Source organism: Haemophilus aegyptius (genome assembly GCF_900475885.1).
In the GTDB taxonomy this organism is placed as follows: domain Bacteria; phylum Pseudomonadota; class Gammaproteobacteria; order Enterobacterales; family Pasteurellaceae; genus Haemophilus; species Haemophilus influenzae.
Map to the genome: position 1 here is coordinate 33,641 of NZ_LS483429.1, position 19,813 is coordinate 53,453.

At 38.6% G+C, this 19,813-nt stretch carries 22 protein-coding genes; 14 read left to right on the forward strand and 8 right to left on the reverse strand.

Features of this window, described 5'->3' with window-relative positions; all coding sequences use genetic code 11:
• Positions 1-46: 46 nt before the first annotated feature.
• From ribF to rlmC, 6 genes are all read left to right on the forward strand, one after another.
• The gene (ribF, locus tag DQN49_RS00155; protein WP_013527269.1) at positions 47-973 is read left to right on the forward strand and encodes a bifunctional riboflavin kinase/FAD synthetase; all 927 of its coding nucleotides are present in this window, start codon (positions 47-49) and stop codon (positions 971-973) included.
• A 28-nt stretch (positions 974-1,001) separates the two neighbouring features.
• Entirely contained in the window at positions 1,002-3,827 is a 2,826-nt protein-coding gene (gene ileS, locus DQN49_RS00160) for an isoleucine--tRNA ligase (protein ID WP_006995613.1), read from the forward strand.
• A 117-nt stretch (positions 3,828-3,944) separates the two neighbouring features.
• Positions 3,945-4,295, forward strand: a complete 351-nt coding sequence (gene hinT / locus DQN49_RS00165; protein WP_005627389.1) for a purine nucleoside phosphoramidase — start codon at positions 3,945-3,947, stop codon at positions 4,293-4,295.
• Positions 4,295-4,645 carry a YcfL family protein gene (locus DQN49_RS00170; RefSeq protein ID WP_005647993.1) on the forward strand — a complete coding sequence of 117 codons (351 nt, stop codon included), beginning with the start codon at positions 4,295-4,297 and terminating at the stop codon, positions 4,643-4,645. The genes hinT and DQN49_RS00170 overlap by 1 nt, the downstream gene beginning before the upstream one ends.
• 3 nt (positions 4,646-4,648) lie before the next feature.
• Positions 4,649-5,701 (forward strand): beta-N-acetylhexosaminidase, encoded by a 1,053-nt coding sequence (nagZ, locus tag DQN49_RS00175; RefSeq protein ID WP_006995612.1) that lies wholly within the window; start codon positions 4,649-4,651, stop codon positions 5,699-5,701.
• Positions 5,698-6,876, forward strand: coding sequence for a 23S rRNA (uracil(747)-C(5))-methyltransferase RlmC (gene rlmC / locus DQN49_RS00180; protein ID WP_006995611.1), 1,179 nt, complete (start codon positions 5,698-5,700; stop codon positions 6,874-6,876). Before nagZ ends, rlmC begins: the two co-directional genes overlap by 4 nt.
• 364 nt (positions 6,877-7,240) lie before the next feature.
• Here rlmC and crp read toward each other — a convergent pair whose 3' ends face one another.
• Genes crp through coaBC form a run of 5 tightly spaced genes read right to left on the reverse strand, consistent with a single transcriptional unit; the run spans position 7,241 to position 10,538 of the window.
• Positions 7,241-7,915: a cAMP-activated global transcriptional regulator CRP gene (gene crp, locus DQN49_RS00185; protein ID WP_005647998.1), complete on the reverse strand. Its 675-nt coding sequence runs from the start codon at positions 7,913-7,915 to the stop codon at positions 7,241-7,243.
• Positions 7,900-8,151 (reverse strand): YheU family protein, encoded by a 252-nt coding sequence (locus DQN49_RS00190; RefSeq protein WP_005647999.1) that lies wholly within the window; start codon positions 8,149-8,151, stop codon positions 7,900-7,902. Before DQN49_RS00190 ends, crp begins: the two co-directional genes overlap by 16 nt.
• A gap of 21 nt (positions 8,152-8,172) precedes the next feature.
• Complete coding sequence (gene slmA, locus DQN49_RS00195) at positions 8,173-8,829, reverse strand: nucleoid occlusion factor SlmA (protein ID WP_005648000.1); 657 nt, start codon at positions 8,827-8,829, stop codon at positions 8,173-8,175.
• A gap of 6 nt (positions 8,830-8,835) precedes the next feature.
• A complete protein-coding gene (gene dut, locus DQN49_RS00200) occupies positions 8,836-9,288 on the reverse strand; it encodes a dUTP diphosphatase (RefSeq protein WP_006995610.1) in 453 nt (150 codons plus the stop codon).
• Positions 9,289-9,335: 47 nt separating this feature from the next.
• Positions 9,336-10,538 carry a bifunctional phosphopantothenoylcysteine decarboxylase/phosphopantothenate--cysteine ligase CoaBC gene (coaBC, locus tag DQN49_RS00205; protein WP_006995609.1) on the reverse strand — a complete coding sequence of 401 codons (1,203 nt, stop codon included), beginning with the start codon at positions 10,536-10,538 and terminating at the stop codon, positions 9,336-9,338.
• Between the two features lie 163 nt (positions 10,539-10,701).
• Between coaBC and radC the strand changes: the two genes are divergently transcribed.
• The 8 genes from radC (at position 10,702) to mutM (ending at position 17,101) form a co-directional block, all read left to right on the forward strand.
• A complete protein-coding gene (gene radC, locus DQN49_RS00210) occupies positions 10,702-11,367 on the forward strand; it encodes a RadC family protein (protein WP_013527272.1) in 666 nt (221 codons plus the stop codon).
• Positions 11,368-11,580: 213 nt separating this feature from the next.
• Positions 11,581-11,817 carry a 50S ribosomal protein L28 gene (rpmB, locus tag DQN49_RS00215; RefSeq protein ID WP_006995608.1) on the forward strand — a complete coding sequence of 79 codons (237 nt, stop codon included), beginning with the start codon at positions 11,581-11,583 and terminating at the stop codon, positions 11,815-11,817.
• Positions 11,818-11,828: 11 nt separating this feature from the next.
• Positions 11,829-11,999, forward strand: a complete 171-nt coding sequence (gene rpmG / locus DQN49_RS00220) for a 50S ribosomal protein L33 (RefSeq protein WP_005613503.1) — start codon at positions 11,829-11,831, stop codon at positions 11,997-11,999.
• Positions 12,000-12,345: 346 nt separating this feature from the next.
• On the forward strand, positions 12,346-13,710 hold the full coding sequence (locus tag DQN49_RS00225) for a diaminobutyrate--2-oxoglutarate transaminase (RefSeq protein ID WP_006995606.1): 1,365 nt from the start codon (positions 12,346-12,348) through the stop codon (positions 13,708-13,710).
• A gap of 146 nt (positions 13,711-13,856) precedes the next feature.
• A complete protein-coding gene (vapB2, locus tag DQN49_RS00230; RefSeq protein ID WP_005648011.1) occupies positions 13,857-14,090 on the forward strand; it encodes a type II toxin-antitoxin system antitoxin VapB2 in 234 nt (77 codons plus the stop codon).
• Complete coding sequence (gene vapC / locus DQN49_RS00235) at positions 14,090-14,488, forward strand: type II toxin-antitoxin system tRNA(fMet)-specific endonuclease VapC (RefSeq protein WP_005651560.1); 399 nt, start codon at positions 14,090-14,092, stop codon at positions 14,486-14,488. Before vapB2 ends, vapC begins: the two co-directional genes overlap by 1 nt.
• A 19-nt stretch (positions 14,489-14,507) precedes the next feature.
• Complete coding sequence (gene ddc / locus DQN49_RS00240) at positions 14,508-16,043, forward strand: L-2,4-diaminobutyrate decarboxylase (RefSeq protein ID WP_006995605.1); 1,536 nt, start codon at positions 14,508-14,510, stop codon at positions 16,041-16,043.
• A 242-nt stretch (positions 16,044-16,285) separates the two neighbouring features.
• Complete coding sequence (gene mutM / locus DQN49_RS00245; RefSeq protein ID WP_005648023.1) at positions 16,286-17,101, forward strand: DNA-formamidopyrimidine glycosylase; 816 nt, start codon at positions 16,286-16,288, stop codon at positions 17,099-17,101.
• Positions 17,102-17,174: 73 nt separating this feature from the next.
• Here the strand turns inward: mutM and degS are convergent, their stop codons facing one another.
• Genes degS through nrdR form a run of 3 tightly spaced genes read right to left on the reverse strand, consistent with a single transcriptional unit; the run spans position 17,175 to position 19,768 of the window.
• Positions 17,175-18,197 (reverse strand): outer membrane-stress sensor serine endopeptidase DegS, encoded by a 1,023-nt coding sequence (degS, locus tag DQN49_RS00250; RefSeq protein WP_065246977.1) that lies wholly within the window; start codon positions 18,195-18,197, stop codon positions 17,175-17,177.
• Positions 18,198-19,316 (reverse strand): bifunctional diaminohydroxyphosphoribosylaminopyrimidine deaminase/5-amino-6-(5-phosphoribosylamino)uracil reductase RibD, encoded by a 1,119-nt coding sequence (gene ribD, locus DQN49_RS00255; protein ID WP_006995603.1) that lies wholly within the window; start codon positions 19,314-19,316, stop codon positions 18,198-18,200.
• A 2-nt stretch (positions 19,317-19,318) separates the two neighbouring features.
• Positions 19,319-19,768, reverse strand: coding sequence for a transcriptional regulator NrdR (gene nrdR / locus DQN49_RS00260; protein WP_005648026.1), 450 nt, complete (start codon positions 19,766-19,768; stop codon positions 19,319-19,321).
• Between the last annotated feature and the right edge of the window lie 45 nt (positions 19,769-19,813).

Consider the following 19,813-nt stretch of genomic DNA (forward strand, 5'->3'; position numbering starts at 1 on the left):
CTTCTCGCTATAATGCCGAAATTCTCTTATTTTCATGGATAAGGACATGCAATTAATTCGTGGGCTTCATAATGCAAATCGTGTTTTACAAGGTTGTGCGCTAACGATCGGCAACTTTGATGGCGTGCATTTAGGGCATCAAACCGTCCTTCGCCATTTGCGTCAAAAAGCTGACGAATTAAATTTACCCATGGCGGTATTGTTATTTGAATCACAGCCACGTGAATATTTTATGGGGAAAAATGCACCAGCCCGTTTAATGCGTTTGCGTGACAAAATTTATTATCTCGAAAAGGCTAAGGTTGATGTCGTAATTGTGGCGAAATTTGACCGCACTTTTGCCGAGCAACCAGCCGATGTTTTTATTGAACAAACGCTTGTTAATCATCTACATGTGAAATTTTTAAGCATTGGCGATGATTTCAAATTCGGCTCAAAACGCCAAGGTAATTTTGCCATGTTGCAAGCAGCTAGTAAGCGTTTTGGTTTTATTGTTGAAGATAACCGTAGTTTTTGTCTAGATGCACAGCGAATTAGTAGCACTGCAATTCGCGAAGCGTTAGCGAATGATGACTTACAACTTGCAGAAAATTTACTCGGTAAACCTTATCGTATTTTCGGGCGTGTGATTCATGGGAATAAATTAGGCAGAACAATAGGATTTCCAACGGCAAATATTCGTTTGCATAGACAAGTAAATCCAATCAAAGGCGTTTATGCCGTAAAAGTGCGGTTAAAATCGGGGGAGATTTTTAACGGCGTGGCAAACATGGGAAAACGCCCAACTATAAATGGATTAATGCAATTATTAGAAGTCCATTTATTTGATTTTTCTCAGAATATTTATGGCCAAATGGTGGAAGTGGAATTCTGCCACAAGATTAGAAACGAGATTAAATTCCCCTCTTTTGATGATTTGAAAGTGCAAATTGAGAAAGATGTAGAAACTGCGAAAGCGTTTCTTAACAGTTAATTTTAAAATGTAAAAATTGGAAAATAAAATGACAGTCGATTACAAAAACACTCTTAACCTACCAGAAACCAGCTTTCCAATGCGCGGTGATTTAGCTAAGCGCGAACCTGATATGTTGAAAAATTGGTACGAGAAAAATCTTTACCAAAAAATTCGTGAAGCGAGTAAAGGCAAAAAATCTTTTATTCTGCACGATGGTCCTCCGTATGCGAATGGTAACATTCATATTGGTCACGCTGTAAACAAGATTCTGAAAGATATTATTATTAAATCCAAAACGGCGTTAGGTTTTGATTCGCCTTATATCCCGGGTTGGGACTGCCACGGCTTGCCAATTGAATTAAAAGTAGAAGGTTTAGTGGGTAAACCAAACGAGAAAATTTCTGCGGCAGAATTTCGTCAAAAATGTCGTGAATACGCGGCGGAACAGGTCGAGGGTCAAAAGAAAGACTTTATCCGTTTAGGTGTGTTGGGCGATTGGGATAATCCATATCTCACGATGAATTTCGATACCGAAGCGAATATTATCCGCACTTTAGGTAAAGTGATTGAAAATGGTCATTTGTATAAAGGCTCAAAACCAGTTCACTGGTGTTTGGATTGCGGTTCTTCTTTAGCAGAAGCAGAAGTGGAATATGAAGACAAAGTTTCTCCGTCAATTTACGTTCGTTTCCCTGCGGAAAGTGCGGATGAAATTGAAGCTAAATTTTCTGCACAAGGTAGAGGACAAGGTAAATTATCAGCCATCATTTGGACTACCACACCTTGGACGATGCCATCTAACCGTGCGATTGCGGTGAATGCAGACTTAGAATACAACTTAGTCCAACTTGGCGATGAGCGTGTAATTTTAGCTGCTGAATTAGTTGAGTCAGTGGCAAAAGCGGTGGGTATTGAGCACATTGAAATTCTGGGTTCTGTAAAAGGTGCTGATCTTGAATTAAGCCGTTTCCATCATCCATTCTATGATTTTACTGTGCCAGTGATTTTAGGCGATCACGTAACCACTGATGGCGGTACGGGTTTAGTACATACCGCACCTGATCACGGTTTAGACGACTTTATCGTGGGTAAACAATATGATTTACCAATGGCGGGTCTTGTATCGAATGATGGTAAATTTATTTCAACGACCGAATTCTTTGCAGGCAAAGGCGTATTTGAAGCAAATCCACTTGTGATAGAAAAATTACAAGAAGTAGGTAACTTATTAAAAGTTGAAAAAATCAAACACAGCTATCCACACTGCTGGCGTCACAAAACGCCAATTATTTTCCGTGCAACACCGCAATGGTTTATCGGCATGGAAACGCAAGGTTTACGCCAACAAGCATTAGGCGAAATCAAACAAGTTCGCTGGATTCCAGATTGGGGTCAAGCACGTATCGAGAAAATGGTTGAAAACCGCCCAGACTGGTGTATTTCACGCCAACGTACTTGGGGTGTGCCGATGACCTTGTTCGTGCATAAAGAAACCGAAGAACTTCATCCGCGTACCTTGGATCTACTTGAAGAAGTGGCGAAACGTGTAGAAAGAGCGGGTATTCAAGCGTGGTGGGATTTAGACGAAAAAGAATTATTAGGTGCGGACGCAGAAACCTATCGCAAAGTGCCAGATACCCTTGACGTATGGTTCGACTCAGGATCAACCTATTCTTCTGTTGTTGCAAATCGCCCAGAATTTAATGGTCAAAATATTGATATGTATTTGGAAGGTTCCGACCAACACCGTGGCTGGTTTATGTCTTCTTTAATGCTTTCTACTGCAACAGACAGCAAAGCACCATACAAGCAAGTATTAACTCACGGTTTCACTGTGGATGGTCAAGGCCGTAAGATGTCAAAATCTATCGGTAACATCGTGACACCACAAGAAGTAATGGATAAATTCGGTGGCGACATTTTACGTTTATGGGTTGCTTCTACTGATTATACGGGTGAAATGACCGTTTCTGATGAGATCTTAAAACGTGCAGCGGATAGCTATCGTCGTATTCGTAACACCGCGCGCTTCTTATTAGCAAACTTGAATGGTTTTGATCCAAAACGTGATTTAGTCAAACCAGAAGAAATGATTAGCCTAGATCGTTGGGCGGTAGCTTGTGCATTAGATGCACAAAATGAAATTAAAGATGCATACGATAACTATCAATTCCACACTGTGGTACAACGTTTAATGCGTTTCTGTTCGGTAGAAATGGGGTCATTCTATTTAGATATTATCAAAGACCGTCAATATACAACCAAAGCAGACAGCCTTGCGCGTCGTAGTTGCCAAACTGCGTTATGGCATATTGCTGAAGCATTAGTTCGTTGGATGGCACCGATCTTATCTTTCACTGCCGATGAAATTTGGCAACACTTGCCACAAACTGAAAGTGCTCGTGCGGAATTCGTATTTACTGAAGAATTCTATCAAGGCTTATTTGGTTTAGGCGAGGATGAAAAATTAGATGATGCTTACTGGCAACAACTGATTAAAGTTCGTTCAGAAGTAAACCGTGTATTAGAAATTTCTCGTAACAATAAAGAAATAGGCGGCGGTTTAGAAGCAGAAGTGACCGTTTATGCTAATGACGAATATCGTGCATTATTAGCACAATTAGGCAATGAATTACGTTTTGTATTAATTACCTCAAAAGTAGATGTAAAATCTTTATCGGAAAAACCTGCTGATTTAGCGGACAGCGAATTAGAGGGTATTGCAGTAAGCGTAACACGTTCTAACGCAGAAAAATGCCCTCGTTGCTGGCATTATTCTGACAAAATTGGGGTAAGCCCAGAACATCCAACACTTTGTGCACGTTGTGTAGAAAATGTAGTGGGCAATGGAGAAGTTCGACACTTTGCATAATTAAATTCATTGTAAAACAAAAAGTGCGATTGATTTGCTCTGTCCTTAAAAGTTAGACTAAATAAGCAACAATTATGGACAGATTAATTCGCCGCACTTTTTTATAGGGAGCAAACAATGGCAGAAGAAACAATTTTTAGTAAAATTATCCGTAAAGAAATTCCGGCAAATATCGTCTATCAAGATGAATTAGTCACTGCATTTCGTGATATTTCCCCTCAAGCTAAAACACATATTTTGATTATTCCAAATAAAGTAATCCCAACAGTGAATGATGTGACGGAGCAAGATGAAGTAGCGCTAGGTCGATTATTTAGCGTAGCAGCTAAACTCGCTAAAGAAGAAGGTGTTGCGGAAGATGGTTACCGCCTAATTGTGAATTGTAATAAACATGGTGGGCAAGAAGTATTCCATTTACATATGCATTTAGTTGGTGGAGAACCTTTAGGTAGAATGTTAGCGAAATAATGAAAAAATATTTTCTAATTTTAGCGAGCTTTATGCTCGTGGCTTGTTCAAGTTCAGAACAAAACTTAACTTATTCAACAAAGCCGATTTTGAATATTACGTCGTCTCTTTCGCCTTTGATTCAAGTTGAAACGACTCAAAAATCAGCGGTTATAAAAAATAAAAGTCAGCAACTTTTGAATATAAGTTACCATTTGTATTGGTACGATCATTTAGGGGTAACCCAAATTTGGGAAAATCAGCAAGAAAGCTATTCCGCTCAATTTTTGCTAAAACCACAAGAGCAAAAATCAATTGATTTAACTAAACCTACTGTAGAAAGTAAAAATTATCGCCTTTATTTAAAATAATTTATGAGCTCGTTGTTAATTGATTTAAACGGAAAAGAGTTGGAACAAGAGGAAGTTGAGTTACTTTCTCACCCTCTTGTTGCAGGATTAATTTTATTTACTCGAAATTTTGAAAACAGAGAACAAATTCAAGAATTAATTCGTTCTGTTCGCCAACGAGTGAAAAAGCCTTTATTAATTACGGTGGATCAAGAAGGTGGACGAGTTCAACGTTTCCGTGATGGATTTACAATGTTGCCTTCAATGCAGGCTTTTCAAGAAACACTGTCAGCAACTGAACAAGTGAGTTTTGCTAAAGAAGCAGGTTGGCAAATGGCAGCAGAAATGATTGCCTTGGATATTGACTTGAGTTTTGCTCCTGTGTTGGATTTGGGGCATGAATGTCGAGCGATTGGTGATCGCAGTTTTTCATCTGATGTAAAAAGTGCGGTAAATTTAGCCACCGCTTTTATTGATGGTATGCATCAAGCAGGTATGGCATCTACAGGTAAACATTTTCCCGGTCATGGTCATGTATTAGCCGATTCTCACTTAGAAACACCTTATGATGATCGTACAAAAGACGAAATTTTTAGTGGCGATCTCCAACCTTTCCAACAGTTGATTTCACAAAATAAACTCGATGCGATTATGCCTGCTCACGTGATTTATTCGCAATGTGATAGTCAGCCTGCAAGTGGTTCAAAATATTGGTTGAAAGAAATTTTACGCAAGAAATTAAATTTCCAAGGTACAATTTTTTCCGATGATCTAGGAATGAAAGGCGCGGGAGTAATGGGGAATTTTGTAGAGCGTAGTAAAAAAGCACTCAATGCAGGTTGCGATCTTTTATTACTGTGTAATGAACGTGAGGGCGTAATTCAAGTGGTGGATAACCTAAAACTGGCTAAAAATCAACCGCACTTTATGGCTCGTCAAGCTCGCTTACAAAGTTTATTCAAACGTAGAGTGATTAGTTGGAACGACTTAATTTCAGATCAACGTTGGAAACTTAATTATCAAAAATTAGCTGATATTCAACATCGTTGGTTAGACATTCAGGCAGCAAAAAAATGATTGATTGTCGATACTATCAACAAAATGAATGTCGTTCTTGCCAATGGCTTGAAATACCTTATAGTCAGCAGCTAACTGAAAAACAATATCATTTAAAGCAGCAACTGATTTCTATTAATTACGATGAAGCTCAATGGGTAGCTCCTTTTCAATCTAATGAACAAGGCTTTCGTAATAAAGCTAAAATGGTTGTGAGTGGTAGTGTTGAACGCCCGATACTTGGCATTTTAAAAAATCCTAATGATCCACAAAGTGCGATTGATTTGTGTGATTGTCCTCTTTATCCTACACATTTTTCAGCAATTTTTTCAATTCTCAAAGATTTTATTGGTCGTGCAGGTTTAGTACCTTATAACATTGCTAAACAAAAAGGCGAGCTTAAATATATTTTGCTGACAGAAAGTATTGCGACGGAAAAATTGATGTTGCGTTTTGTGTTACGTACAGAAAATAAATTGCCATTAATTCGTCGAGAATTGCCCAAATTATTGAAAAAATTACCGCACTTAGAAGTGATTAGTATTAATTTACAACCACAGCACGCGGCTATTTTAGAGGGCGAACAAGAAATTTTTCTGACAGAACAACAATTTTTGCCTGAAAATTTTAACGGTATTCCACTCTTTATTCGTCCACAAGGCTTCTTTCAAACTAACCCTAAAGTGGCTGCAGGTTTATATGCAACCGCTCAACAATGGGTAGCTGAATTCCCTATTTATAACCTGTGGGATTTATTTTGTGGCGTAGGGGGATTTGGCTTACATTGTGCTAAAGCGTTGCAGGAAAAATGGGGAAAACCCATTAAATTAACAGGAATTGAAATTTCTTCCTCTGCTATTTTGGCAGCCAGTAATTCTGCGAAAATATTAGGTTTAGAACATGTAAATTTCCAATCTCTAGATGCAGCAAGCGTGATTGAAAATAAAAATGAAAATAAGCCAGATCTTGTGATTGTAAATCCGCCACGTCGTGGAATTGGAAAGGAATTAAGTGAATTTCTCAACCAAATTCAACCGCACTTTATCTTGTATTCCAGCTGTAATGCCATGACAATGGGTAAAGATTTACAGCATCTAACTTGTTATAAGCCATTGAAAATTCAACTTTTTGATATGTTTCCGCAAACATCTCACTATGAAGTATTAGTTTTACTAGAAAGAAAAAAGATTAATTAAGGTAAGCTAGAAAAGGCTAGGGAATTTGAAAGAAGGGTGGTGGAACTAAGCAGAATTGGTCTTAACAGCAAGTGGCTTACTGCACGCATCCCTGCGGGATTTCTACCCAGCCCACCATAGATAAAAAAATGCATCTCGGTGTTCTAGCTTTTGCAGCATAAAACTATGCAATAAGGTTTAAACCTTTAAAGCCACTATATCAGGAGACCAATCCTGTCTTCCTACAATATCCGTAAGAAGTGGGGCAATGATAAAATCCTTTATATTAATTGTCAATTAATGTTTTGAATATTATTTCCAATTAAACAAAAACCACCCAAATTAATTTCGGATGGTTTTATTTTGAATAAATTATGATGAAAAATTATCTTGCGCCATATACAACGATTGTTTTTCCATGAGCGTGGATAAGATTCTGATCCTCCAACATCTTAATAATGCGCCCCACAGTTTCTCGTGAACACCCCACCATTTGCCCTATTTCTTGGCGTGTAATTTTGATTTGCATACCATCAGGATGCGTCATTGCTTCAGGCTGTTTAGCTAAGTTCATTAAAGTTTGAGCGATGCGACCTGCGACGTCTAAAAATGCCAAATTCGTGACTTGACGTGATGTATTTTGCAAACGTCTTGCCAATTGTGCAGTGAGAAACATTAAGATTTCAGGGTTTGCCTGAATCAACTGGCGATATTTCTTATAGGAAATTTCAGCAATTTCACATGTTGTTTTTGTTTTTACCCAAGCTGATCGTTTTGAACCTTCATCAAATAATCCCGCTTCGCCAAAAAATTGTCCTGCACCTAAGTAAGTGAGGATCATCTCTTTGCCTTCATCATCTTTTGAAGATACCATTACAGAACCTTTAATTACATAATACAGCGTGGTCGCATCTTCCCCAGCATGAATTAAAGTTGATTTTGCAGGATATTTATGCAAATGGCAGTGAGTAAGAAACCAATCTAAAACGGGATCTCGTTGAGTTGCCTCTTCTTGAGAGGAGGTTACAACTTCATCAATTTCGGTTAATTCATTTGACATTCTTGCTCCTTACATTCCTGTTTCAAAAATTCCGTTTTATTTTTGATGTCAATGGATTCATGTAATTCAGACCATACAATCAACGCAATTCCATTGCGAATTTGAGTCAGTAAAAGTTGTTTTTTCTGGTTGAGTGAAAGTTCTTCTATACCGTAATCGGTTCCTTCGCGTAAAATCACGCTTTCTACGATATTATCTAATGTTTCTGCTTCTAGTTCTTGCCAAGGAATAATCATATATTTACTCGGTAAAGTCAATTAGGCAAAAAGTGGCTCGATAAAACGCCATTGTTGTTCAAAAGACTGACTTGAATTCAGACGGAAATTTGTACGAACATAGCGCATAAATTGTCCTTCGCAGAGTGTCACTAAATGTGAGGCAATTATACGTTCATCCACGTTGAAAGCACGCCCTTCACGTAATTTACGCATTTGCAAAATATTGACAAACTGCATCTCAAGACGATCGAAAAATTGTGCCACACGTGCTTGTAATTGCGCTTCTTCAAACATTAACGCGTGACCTGTTAGAACACGTGTTAAGCCGGGATTTTTTCGAGCAAAATCCAAAATTGTTTGTAAAATGTCGTGAATGCGATTCATTGTTTGAGTTTCGTTACGCATTGACGCTGTAATTCGGCTCAGCAAAGTACTTTCAATATGTTCAATTAGTGCTTCAAACATTTTTGTTTTACTTGGAAAATAACGATATAACGCAGCTTCCGACACACCAACTTCTTTTGCTAGACGAGCGGTTGTCATTCTTTCCATTCCACGTTCAGAATGAAGCATATGTATCAATACTGTAAGCACTTGCTGACGACGTTCTTTTACCGTTCTTTTTTCAATTTTCGGTGTTTCAATTTTAGGCGCAATTTCTTCTACGCCTGATAAAGATAATTGTTCTTCTACCATAAATTATTATTTACCTGAATGACCGAAACCGCCTTCTCCACGTTCGGTTTGTTGAAAATCTTCTACAATATTAAATTCAGCTTGCACTACTGGCACGAAAACAAGTTGAGCAATACGATCGCCGACTTCAATTTTGAATGGTTCATTTCCACGGTTCCACATTGATACCATTAATGGTCCTTGATAATCGGAGTCAATTAATCCCACAAGGTTTCCTAACACAATGCAGTGTTTATGGCCAAGACCCGAGCGAGGCAAAATCACGGCAGCTAAATTGGGATCCGCAATATAAATTGATAGCCCTGTCGGAATTAATTTGGTTTCGCCTGGTTGAATTTCAAAACTTTCATCGATCAATGCTCGTAAATCAAGGCCTGCCGAACCTTCAGTTGCGTAAGTTGGCAAAGGAAATTCATTTCCAATGCGAGAATCTAAAATTTTTACGTCAATTTTTTTCATTTAATACTCCGTTTGAAATTCATTTTTAGGTAAAAGTGCGGTTGGAATTATAAGGTTTTTTGATAGCGTTCGATGATTTCATTGACTAAATCAGTGGCAAGTTCTACTTTTGATTTTAGCGATAATTTTTTATGACCATTTTTCCAAAAAAGCTGCAAGGCATTTTCATCCGCGTTAAAAACTTGTCCGCCAGATACATCGTTGGCACAAATCATATCAAGATTTTTGCGTTCAAGTTTATCTTTTGCATAATCATCAACATTTTGGGTTTCAGCCGCAAATCCAACAGTAAAGGGACGATGTGTTTTTAAATGTCCTACATCTGAGATAATATCGGGATTTTTAATTAATTTGATAGATATTTCATCGCCAGATTTTTTGATTTTTTGTTCTGCAACTTCAGATACTCTGTAATCAGCAACAGCCGCACAACCAATAAAAATTTGATTTTTTACCGCACTTTCAAGAGAGGCTTGCCACATTTCTTGTGCTGAGATGACATTAATTCTATTTACATTTTTTGGTGTTGTTAAATTCACTGGCCCTGAAATCAGCGTGACGTTCGCCCCACGTTCGGCAAATGCTTCAGCAATTGCAAATCCCATTTTCCCTGAACTATGGTTAGAAATATAACGAACAGGATCGATTGCCTCACGCGTTGGGCCTGCTGTAATAGCGACATTTAATCCTTGTAGATCTTGTTTTTGAGAGAAAAAGTCAGAAAGTGCGGTAAAAATTTCCTCTGGTTCTGACATACGCCCTTTCCCCATATCGCCGCAAGCTTGAAAACCACTATTGGGGCCAATAAGCATAATCCCACGTGTTTGAAGAGTCGTTAAATTTTGTTGAGTAATGGATTGGTAATACATCTGCTGATTCATTGCTGGCGCAAGAAAAATTGGCGTATCAGTTGCAAGACAAATTGTTGAAAGTAAATCATTCGCCATCCCGATAGTAAGACGGGCAATAAAGTCTGCACTAGCTGGAGCAATAATAATGGCATCAGCCCATTTGGCAAGTTCAATATGACCCATTGCCAGCTCTGCTTGTGGATCAAGTAAAGATTGCGATACAGCATTGCCAGAAATGGCTTGAAGTGTCAAAGATGTAACAAATTCTGCTGCAGCTGGGGTTAATACTACACGTACTTCGGCTTCTGCTTTGCGTAACAAACGAATCAACTCTATTGTTTTATAGGCTGCAATACCGCCAGTTATGCCAACTACAATATGCTTTCCGTTTAATTTCATGTTTCAACCTTTGTTAGTACTTAGCCACAATTTCGTTATTTTACTTTAATTTTATTGAATGCCCAACGCTATTTTTACGATATGCATCGCAGATTTTGAATCACTTGCTCGTCAAACCTAAAAAGTGCGGTCAAAATCTTTCTTATTTTTCTTTTATAAATATATGGAAAACAATGATGAATTAATGCCACGGGAAAAATTGCTGGCATTCGGAGCAAAAGCATTAAGTGATTATGAACTACTTGCGATTTTTTTACGTACTGGTATCAAAGGCTGCCCTGTTATGTCACTTTCTAAAAATGTATTAACGCATTTTGGCTCCTTGCACGCTTTACTTTCCGCAGATAAAAAAGCTTTCTGTTCTGTAAAAGGCTTAGGTATTACGCAATTTATTCAACTGCAAGCGATTACGGAAATGACTAAGCGTTATTTAAAGCAAGATATGTTAAGTACGCCGATTATTAATGATCCTGAAACGGTAAAACTTTTTTTACTCACTGAATTGCAACACGAGGAAAGAGAAGTATTTATGGTTTTATTTTTAGATAATCAACATCGTTTGATTAAAAAAGAGCGGTTATTTTTAGGTACAATTAATGTATCAGCGGTTTATCCGCGAGAAATTATTAAAGAAGCGCTCTATTGTAATGCGGCAGCTTTAATTTTGGCACATAATCATCCTTCAGGTATAACGGAGCCGAGTTATTCGGATCAACTTATTACTAAAAAAATTCAAGATGCGGCTGAACTAATGGAAATTCGCGTGCTTGATCATTTAATTGTAGGGAAAAGCGATTGTTATTCTTTCGCGGAGAATTGTTTATTATAAATTTTTATAATATTGACCATTTTTTTACCGATTACATTCAGGAAAATCGCATTTACACTTGAGAAATGAAAACAAAGTCAGTATAATTTGCGACCTTTAATATAGTAAGCGGGTCGGATTAGTGCGACCTGACGAGGTAGCAAGCTAGGTTTAACCAGCTTTAAACAATCCGAACCGTAAGCTCGAGCTTATATTTAATTATTGGAGATTATTATGTCTAGAGTTTGTCAAGTAACAGGCAAGCGTCCAGCTGTGGGTAATAACCGCTCACACGCAATGAATGCGGCACGTCGTCGTTTTCTTCCAAACCTTCACACTCACCGTTTTTGGGTTGAAAGTGAAAACCGTTTCGTAACCTTACGTTTAACTGCGAAAGGTATGCGTATCATTGATAAAAAAGGCATTGATGCAGTATTAGCTGAAATCCGTGCTCGTGGCGAAAAAATCTAAGGAGCTAAAAAATGGCAGCTAAAGGTGCTCGTGAGAAAATCCGTTTAGTTTCTACTGCAGAGACCGGTCACTTCTACACAACTGATAAAAACAAACGTAATATGCCTGAAAAAATGGAAATCAAAAAATTTGATCCAGTAGTGCGTAAACACGTTATCTATAAAGAAGCAAAAATCAAATAATATTGATTTAATTATTTTAAACCCGAGTAGAAACTCGGGTTTTTTATTTGTTCTTATCACAAACGTTTGCTTTTTATTTAGCCGTTTGACTCGTAAGAAGCTAAATTTGCTTTTCATATTGCAAAAAAAATATACAATTGTCCCCGTTTTGACGTAACCCTACATCAAAACCTGTTTCCAACCTAGCCCGTCCAATGGGCAAACTAGGGTAAAAACAAAAAAGCTGAAACGCTTTTTTTAATAAGTAGCGAGTCAAATGCCCTATGTGTCTGTTTTATAAACAGTAAATTTATCGCAAGGCACCCGACTTATTTTTTTCACCTCTTTTAGAAGGTTTTAATCAAAAATGACAATGATTACCCCTGTACAAGCAATTCTTGCTTCAAACCAACATTTTTTAGATCGCCAAGATGTAATGGAATCCAACGTACGTAGTTATCCTCGCAAATTACCTTTTGCCTATGCAAAAGCACAAGGCTGTTGGGTTACTGATGTTGAAGGTAATGAATACCTAGACTTTTTAGCAGGCGCAGGAACCCTTGCATTAGGACATAATCATCCTATATTAATGCAAGCCATTAAAGACGTATTAGATAGCGGATTGCCGTTACACACTTTAGATTTAACCACTCCACTTAAAGATGCGTTTAGTGAAGAATTATTGTCATTCTTCCCGAAAGATAAATATATCTTACAATTCACAGGCCCTTCTGGTGCAGATGCAAATGAAGCAGCCATCAAATTAGCCAAAACTTACACAGGGCGTGGCAATATCATTGCTTTCTCTGGCGGTTTTCACGGTATGACCCAAGGGGCATTAGCCTTAACGGGTAATCTTAGTGCAAAAAATGCCGTTGAAAATTTAATGCCTGGCGTACAATTTATGCCATATCCACACGAATACCGCTGCCCATTTGGCATTGGTGGCGAAGCGGGTGCGAAAGCAGTTGAACAATACTTTGAAAACTTCATCGAAGATGTAGAAAGTGGCGTAGTAAAACCAGCTGCAGTAATTTTAGAAGCAATCCAAGGAGAAGGCGGCGTTGTTTCAGCACCAATAAGCTTCTTACAAAAAGTACGTGAAGTAACCCAAAAACACGGCATTTTAATGATCGTCGATGAAGTGCAAGCTGGTTTCTGCCGTTCTGGAAGAATGTTCGCCTTTGAACACGCAGGCATTGAGCCTGATATTATTGTGATGTCAAAAGCAGTTGGTGGCAGCTTACCATTAGCTGTATTAGCTATTCGTAAAGAATTTGATGCTTGGCAACCTGCAGGACATACAGGTACATTTCGTGGCAATCAATTAGCGATGGCGACAGGTTACGCTTCACTTAAAATTATGCGTGATGAAAACCTCGCACAAAATGCCCAAGAGCGTGGCGAATACTTAACCAACGCATTACGCGAATTAAGCAAAGAATATCCGTGCATCGGCAACGTACGTGGTCGTGGCTTAATGATGGGGATCGATATTGTAGACGAACGCCAATCGAAAGATGCGACAGGGGCTTACCCGCGCGATTGTGAATTAGCGGCAGCAATCCAAAAAGCTTGCTTCAAAAACAAACTCTTGCTCGAACGTGGCGGACGCGGTGGCAACGTGGTTCGCGTGCTTTGTGCGGTAAACATCAACCAAGTCGAGTGCGAAGAGTTCATCAAACGCTTCAAACAATCTGTTGTAGACGCATTGAAAGTGGTGCGTAGTTAATTAAAAGCGGTCTGATTTTGCAAATGTTTTGCGAATTTTGACCGCTTGTAAATTCAAAATGGTAGGGAAATCCCACCTTTTTTCTACTCAACTGTATAAAACTGGGATATACTTATGCTATATACAATTAAGCATAAGGAATAACTATGATTGAAGCCTCTGTTTTTATGACTAATCGAAGTCAAGCTGTGCGTTTGCCCGCTGAAGTTCGCTTTTCTGAAGAAATCAAAAAATTATCGGTTCGTGTATCGGGCAGTGATCGGATTTTATCGCCTCTCAACCAATCTTGGGATAGTTTTTTCTTGAATGATCAAGCAGTTAGCGATGATTTTATGAATGAACGAGAAATTGCATTTCAACCAGAGCGTGAGGCTTTATAGTGTTGAAATATATGCTTGATACTAACATTGTGATTTACGTGATTAAGCGTAGGCCATTGGAAATTCTTTCTCGCTTTAATCAAAATGCAGGAAAAATGTGCGTGAGTAGCATTACTGTGGCTGAACTCTATTATGGAGCTGAAAAAAGCGAATATCCCGAAAGAAACATTGCGGTTATTGAAGATTTCTTATCACGCCTCACCATTTTAGATTACCAACCAAAGCATGCAGCTCATTTCGGCAATATTAAAGCTGAACTCTCTAAACAAGGGAAATTGATTGGCGAAAATGATATTCATATAGCTGCTCATGCTCGTAGTGAAGGGTTAATTCTGGTTAGTAACAATTTAAGAGAATTTGAGCGAGTTATAGCATTACGTACAGAAAATTGGGTGTAATTCATATCTAGGAATAATTATGTCAAACCTCAAACAACACAAACAAGCTTTGTTTTGCAACGATAACGAAGCCATTAACGATTATGAAACAGCGATGCATAATGCGGTGCAAGCAGTCTCTGCTTGGCTGAAAAATGAAAAAATGTACACGGGCGGTTCAATCAAACAAATGCGAGCCTTAATAAGCGGTTTTAATCCGACGAAAGAGGGTATGGGTGTACAGAAATCACTCGATCATTTGGTAGAAATTTTCCTTAATCCAAGCCTTAAAGTACATCATCCACACTCACTTGCCCATTTACATTGCCCAACGATGGTAACAAGCCAAATTGCGGAAGTACTGATTAATGCGACCAACCAATCAATGGATTCTTGGGATCAAAGCCCAGCAGGTTCAATTATGGAGGAGCATTTGATCAACTGGCTACGCCAAAAAGCAGGCTATGGCGAAGGCACATCAGGCGTGTTCACTTCTGGTGGCACGCAATCTAACTTAATGGGCGTATTGTTGGCACGCGATTGGGCGATTGCAAACCACTGGAAAAACGAAGACGGCTCTGAATGGTCAGTACAACGTGATGGTATTCCAGCAGAAGCGATGCAAAAAGTGAAAGTGATTTGTTCAGAAAACGCTCATTTCTCTGTACAAAAAAATATGGCAATGATGGGCATGGGGTTCCAATCAGTCGTGACCGTGCCATCAAATGCCAATGCACAAATGGATCTTATTGCACTTAAACAAACGCTTGCCCAATTGAAAGCTGAAGGTAAAATCGCCGCTTGTATCGTGGCAACCGCGGGGACGACCGATGCAGGAGCGATTGATGATTTAAAAGCCATCCGCAAACTTGCCGATGAATATCAAGCGTGGTTACACGTTGATGCCGCTTGGGGTGGCGCATTATTGCTTTCCAAAGATTATCGCTATTTCTTAGATGGTATTGAATTAACTGATTCCATCACGCTTGATTTCCACAAACACTTCTTCCAAACGATCTCGTGTGGGGCGTTCTTGTTGAAAGATCCTGCGAACTATCGCTTTATCGATTACAAAGCGGATTATCTCAATTCGGAATATGATGAAGCTCACGGCGTGCCAAACTTAGTGGCGAAATCATTACAAACCACACGTCGTTTCGACGCATTAAAATTATGGTTTACCCTTGAAGCATTGGGCGAAGATCTTTACGCTTCAATGATCGATCACGGCGTAAAACTGACCAAAGAAGTCGAGCAATACATCAACGATACTCCTGCCTTAGAAATGCTTGTGCCAAGTCAGTTTGCATCGGTGTTATTCCGTGTCGTACCAAAAGACTATCCAGCTGAATTTATTGATGCACTAAACCAAAACGTGGCAGATGAACTCTTTGCTCGAGGAGAAGCGAATATTGGCGTGACTAAAGTAGGCGACAAACAATCACTGAAAATGACTACCCTAAGCCCGATTGCAACATTGGAAAATGTTAAAGCGTTATTAACTCAAGTACTAACAGAAGCAAATCGTATTAAAGACGACATCAAAAATGGCACTTACACACCACCCATTGATTAATTAATTAATTAATTAGTTAGTCAATTAACACAAAAAATAACCGCTTGTATCTGAAAACAGGCGGTTATTCTGTAAAATAAAAATCTTTTAGCATAGATCAAACGAGATATATAAATTTTATCCATTAGATAACTACCTATATTTTTGAAATATTCATCATTTTAATTTTCAAAGAATATAAAAAATGGTAAAACTAACCGCACTTTATATCATTATTCTATCTACTTACTAAGTTGAAAATTATGCCGGAACTTCCTGAAGTCGAAACTGCACTACGTGGTATTAGCCCTTATCTTAAGAATTTTACGATTGAGAAAGTTGTCGTGCGCCAACCTAAATTGCGCTGGGCTGTATCAGAGGAATTGATAACGCTAAAAAATGTAAAAATTGTCGATCTCACTCGTCGAGCAAAATATTTGATTATTCACACGGAAAAAGGCTATATCATCGGGCATTTGGGCATGTCAGGTTCGGTGCGAATTGTGCCACAGGATAGTGCAATAGATAAACATGATCATATTGATATTGTAGTGAATAATGGCAAGTTATTACGCTATAACGATCCTCGCCGTTTCGGTGCTTGGTTGTGGACGGAGAATCTAGATGACTTTCATCTTTTCTTAAAGTTAGGCCCTGAACCACTTTCTGATGAATTTAATGCAGAATATTTATTCAAAAAATCTCGTCAAAAATCTACCGCACTTAAAACTTTCTTGATGGATAACGCTGTGGTAGTGGGCGTTGGAAATATTTATGCGAATGAAAGTTTGTTTATTTGTGGCATTCATCCCCTTAAACTCGCTAAAAATTTGACGCGCAATCAATGTTTCTCTTTAGTGAACACGATTAAAGATGTTTTGAGAAAAGCCATTATTCAAGGTGGAACAACACTTAAAGATTTTTTACAGCCCGATGGTCGCCCAGGTTATTTTGCACAAGAATTATTGGTATATGGCAATAAAGATAAACCTTGTCCAAAGTGCGGTGGAAAAATTGAAAGTTTAATTATTGGACAGCGTAATAGTTTCTTTTGCCCGAAATGTCAGAAAAGGGGTTAGAACAAATAAATTTTCAAATTGAAAAGAAAGTATTAAATATAATGAAAACAGCGGTCAAAATAGACCGCTATTTTTAATTTACTGGAAATTCTTCAATAACAACTGGAATTTGTAAGATTTTGCCTAATCGGAGAATGGTGACGAGAACTTTTGAATTAGGTTTTGTATTTGCGATAATTTGCATCATTTCTCGGGCTGAAATCCCTTCTTGATTATTTAATTTCAAAATCACATCGCCAACTTGAATACCTGATTTCGCAGCTGGGCTGTTCGGGCTTACGTCTGTGATAACTATGCCTTCTTCACTACTTGAACTAATATCACTTTGTACACCAAAATAACCTCGAATCACACGTCCATCACGCATAATTTTACGTAGTACATCATTTGCAATATCTATTGGAATGGCAAAATTTAGTCCTTCTGCGATTTCATTGGCGGTTTTGCCAATACTTAGCGTGCTAATTCCAACCAATTCCCCAGCAGAGTTAATTAAGGCACCGCCTGAGTTTCCGCGGTTAATTGAAGCATCAGTTTGAATAAAATTTTGTCTGCCCACCGAATCGCCTACCGCATTACGACCGATTGCGCTAATGATTCCTTGAGACACGCTTTGTCCTAAGTTGTAGGGATTACCGATTGCTAATACCACATCGCCGACGTGAGCTTGACGCGCTGAATTTTGTGGAATAGTTGAAAGATTATTTGCACGAATTTTAAGAACAGCGAGATCAGTGAGATCATCTGAACCAACAAGACTGACCTCAAAAATATTTCCGTTTTGCAACGCTACTACAATTTGATCTGCATTTTGGATGACGTGTTTATTCGTCAGAATATAGCCATCTTTACTCATAATCACACCAGAACCTAAGTTATTCACTTGTAGCTGATCATTATCATTAATGCTGGCGGAAGAAAAAGAGCGGTTATAAACATTCACTACTGCTGGAGAGGCAATACGCACGGCATTTTTGAACGATACAATATCGTCTGAAGTGAAGATATTGCTGTTATTCAGTCTTGGAACCGCAAACAAAATCACGCCCGCAGCAGCCAAGCCCCAAAGTGCGGAATGGAAAAGTTTTTTAAGCATTTAGACTCCTTTCGGTGTGTAAGTTAATTTTATATCGTCACCGATTTGTTCTAATTCATTGAGTTGCCATAATGGTGCATCGGCAAGTTTAGTTAAATTCGGTAATTGGCATAAACCACGAGCATTGTCTCCAAGTAATTTTGGCGCAATGTAAATAATCAATTCATCCACTAATTTCGCATCAATTAAACTGCCCGCTAAATTTGCTCCAGCTTCTACCCAAAGGGTATTGATTTGTCGTTTTCCCAGTTCTCGCATTAATTCTTTTAGTAAATTTTCTTTCGGAAGAATAATTTGTTCACAAAAATCAGGAAAGCCTGTTAAATCTCGTGGCTCACTAGAGACTAACCAAACGGGAGAATGGGTTAAAAAAAGTTTATGAGTCGGCTGAATGCGATGTTGTGAATCTAAAATGACTCGCACAGGCTGGCGAAGCCCTTCTTTTTTATATTCTGTTTTAAGATTTTCAGGAAATTCGTCCCAGCGTATATTAAGGCTTGGATCATCTGCAATGACTGTTGTGGAAGTAGATAAAAGTGCGGATGATTTTGCTCGCATTTTTTGTACGTCCGAACGAGCATCTGGGCCCGTAATCCATTTACTTTCTCCACTTGCCATTGCAGTTCGTCCATCTAAACTCATGGCGAGTTTGAGTTGAACAAAAGGCATTCCTTGACGCATTCGTTTTAAAAAACCTTTATTTATTTTTTCCGCTTGATCGTTTAATAAATTCACCGCACTTTCGATACCGGCATCAGACAACATTTTCAAACCTTTTCCTGCGACTTGAGGATTTGGATCTTGCATAGCCGCAATGACTTTCACTACGCCCGCCTCAATTAATCCTAATGCACAAGGCGGTGTTCTCCCATAGTGAGAACAAGGCTCAAGCGTAACATAAGCTGTCGCACCTTTCGCATTTTCTCCTGCTTGAGCTAAGGCAACACGTTCAGCATGAGGTTGTCCTGCCTTAAAATGAAAGCCCTCCCCCACAATTTCACCATTTTTAACCAATACGCATCCCACCGATGGGTTCGGTGTAGTGGTATATTGTCCTTTGGCGGCTAAATCTAAGGCACGTTGCATAAATACGCAATCTTGTGAGGAAAATTCAAGCATAATTAATCCTTTAATTTTTCAATTTCGATAGTGAATTGATCAATATCATCAAAACTTAAATAGACTGATGCAAAACGAATATAAGCCACTTTATCGAGTTTTTTTAATTCATTCATCGCAAGTTTACCCACTAACTTACTTGGCACTTCACGTTCTCCAGTTGCACGCAGTTGAAGAATTATGTGATTAATTGCTTTTTCTACATCATCTGCACTTACAGGACGTTTTTCTAAGGCGTGTTGAATACCGCTGCGCAATTTATCTTCATTGAATGGCTCACGTGTACCATCAGTTTTGATAATTTTCGGTATAATTAATTCTGCCATTTCAAAAGTAGTAAAACGTTCGTGACAATGACCGCACTCACGGCGGCGGCGAACTTGATAACCATCAGATACTAAACGGCTATCAATGACTTTAGTTTCTTCTGTATCACAAAATGGACAGTGCATAGATAATTCTCCATAAAAGGGTGTTATTCTACTAAAAAATAGGTT

Coding starts and splice junctions, on each gene's coding strand:
- degS (WP_065246977.1), bottom strand. CDS start 18,197: ATGCTTAAAAAACTTTTCCATTCCGCACTTTGGGGCTTGGCTGCTGCG.
- nrdR (WP_005648026.1), bottom strand. CDS start 19,768: ATGCACTGTCCATTTTGTGATACAGAAGAAACTAAAGTCATTGATAGC.
- DQN49_RS00190 (WP_005647999.1), bottom strand. CDS start 8,151: ATGATTATTCCTTGGCAAGAACTAGAAGCAGAAACATTAGATAATATC.
- ribF (WP_013527269.1), top strand. CDS start 47: ATGCAATTAATTCGTGGGCTTCATAATGCAAATCGTGTTTTACAAGGT.
- ribD (WP_006995603.1), bottom strand. CDS start 19,316: ATGCTTGAATTTTCCTCACAAGATTGCGTATTTATGCAACGTGCCTTA.
- coaBC (WP_006995609.1), bottom strand. CDS start 10,538: ATGAAATTAAACGGAAAGCATATTGTAGTTGGCATAACTGGCGGTATT.
- ileS (WP_006995613.1), top strand. CDS start 1,002: ATGACAGTCGATTACAAAAACACTCTTAACCTACCAGAAACCAGCTTT.
- dut (WP_006995610.1), bottom strand. CDS start 9,288: ATGAAAAAAATTGACGTAAAAATTTTAGATTCTCGCATTGGAAATGAA.
- crp (WP_005647998.1), bottom strand. CDS start 7,915: ATGTCAAATGAATTAACCGAAATTGATGAAGTTGTAACCTCCTCTCAA.
- vapB2 (WP_005648011.1), top strand. CDS start 13,857: ATGATTGAAGCCTCTGTTTTTATGACTAATCGAAGTCAAGCTGTGCGT.
- ddc (WP_006995605.1), top strand. CDS start 14,508: ATGTCAAACCTCAAACAACACAAACAAGCTTTGTTTTGCAACGATAAC.
- rpmB (WP_006995608.1), top strand. CDS start 11,581: ATGTCTAGAGTTTGTCAAGTAACAGGCAAGCGTCCAGCTGTGGGTAAT.
- rpmG (WP_005613503.1), top strand. CDS start 11,829: ATGGCAGCTAAAGGTGCTCGTGAGAAAATCCGTTTAGTTTCTACTGCA.
- radC (WP_013527272.1), top strand. CDS start 10,702: ATGGAAAACAATGATGAATTAATGCCACGGGAAAAATTGCTGGCATTC.
- nagZ (WP_006995612.1), top strand. CDS start 4,649: ATGAGCTCGTTGTTAATTGATTTAAACGGAAAAGAGTTGGAACAAGAG.
- rlmC (WP_006995611.1), top strand. CDS start 5,698: ATGATTGATTGTCGATACTATCAACAAAATGAATGTCGTTCTTGCCAA.
- DQN49_RS00170 (WP_005647993.1), top strand. CDS start 4,295: ATGAAAAAATATTTTCTAATTTTAGCGAGCTTTATGCTCGTGGCTTGT.
- slmA (WP_005648000.1), bottom strand. CDS start 8,829: ATGGTAGAAGAACAATTATCTTTATCAGGCGTAGAAGAAATTGCGCCT.
- hinT (WP_005627389.1), top strand. CDS start 3,945: ATGGCAGAAGAAACAATTTTTAGTAAAATTATCCGTAAAGAAATTCCG.
- DQN49_RS00225 (WP_006995606.1), top strand. CDS start 12,346: ATGACAATGATTACCCCTGTACAAGCAATTCTTGCTTCAAACCAACAT.
- mutM (WP_005648023.1), top strand. CDS start 16,286: ATGCCGGAACTTCCTGAAGTCGAAACTGCACTACGTGGTATTAGCCCT.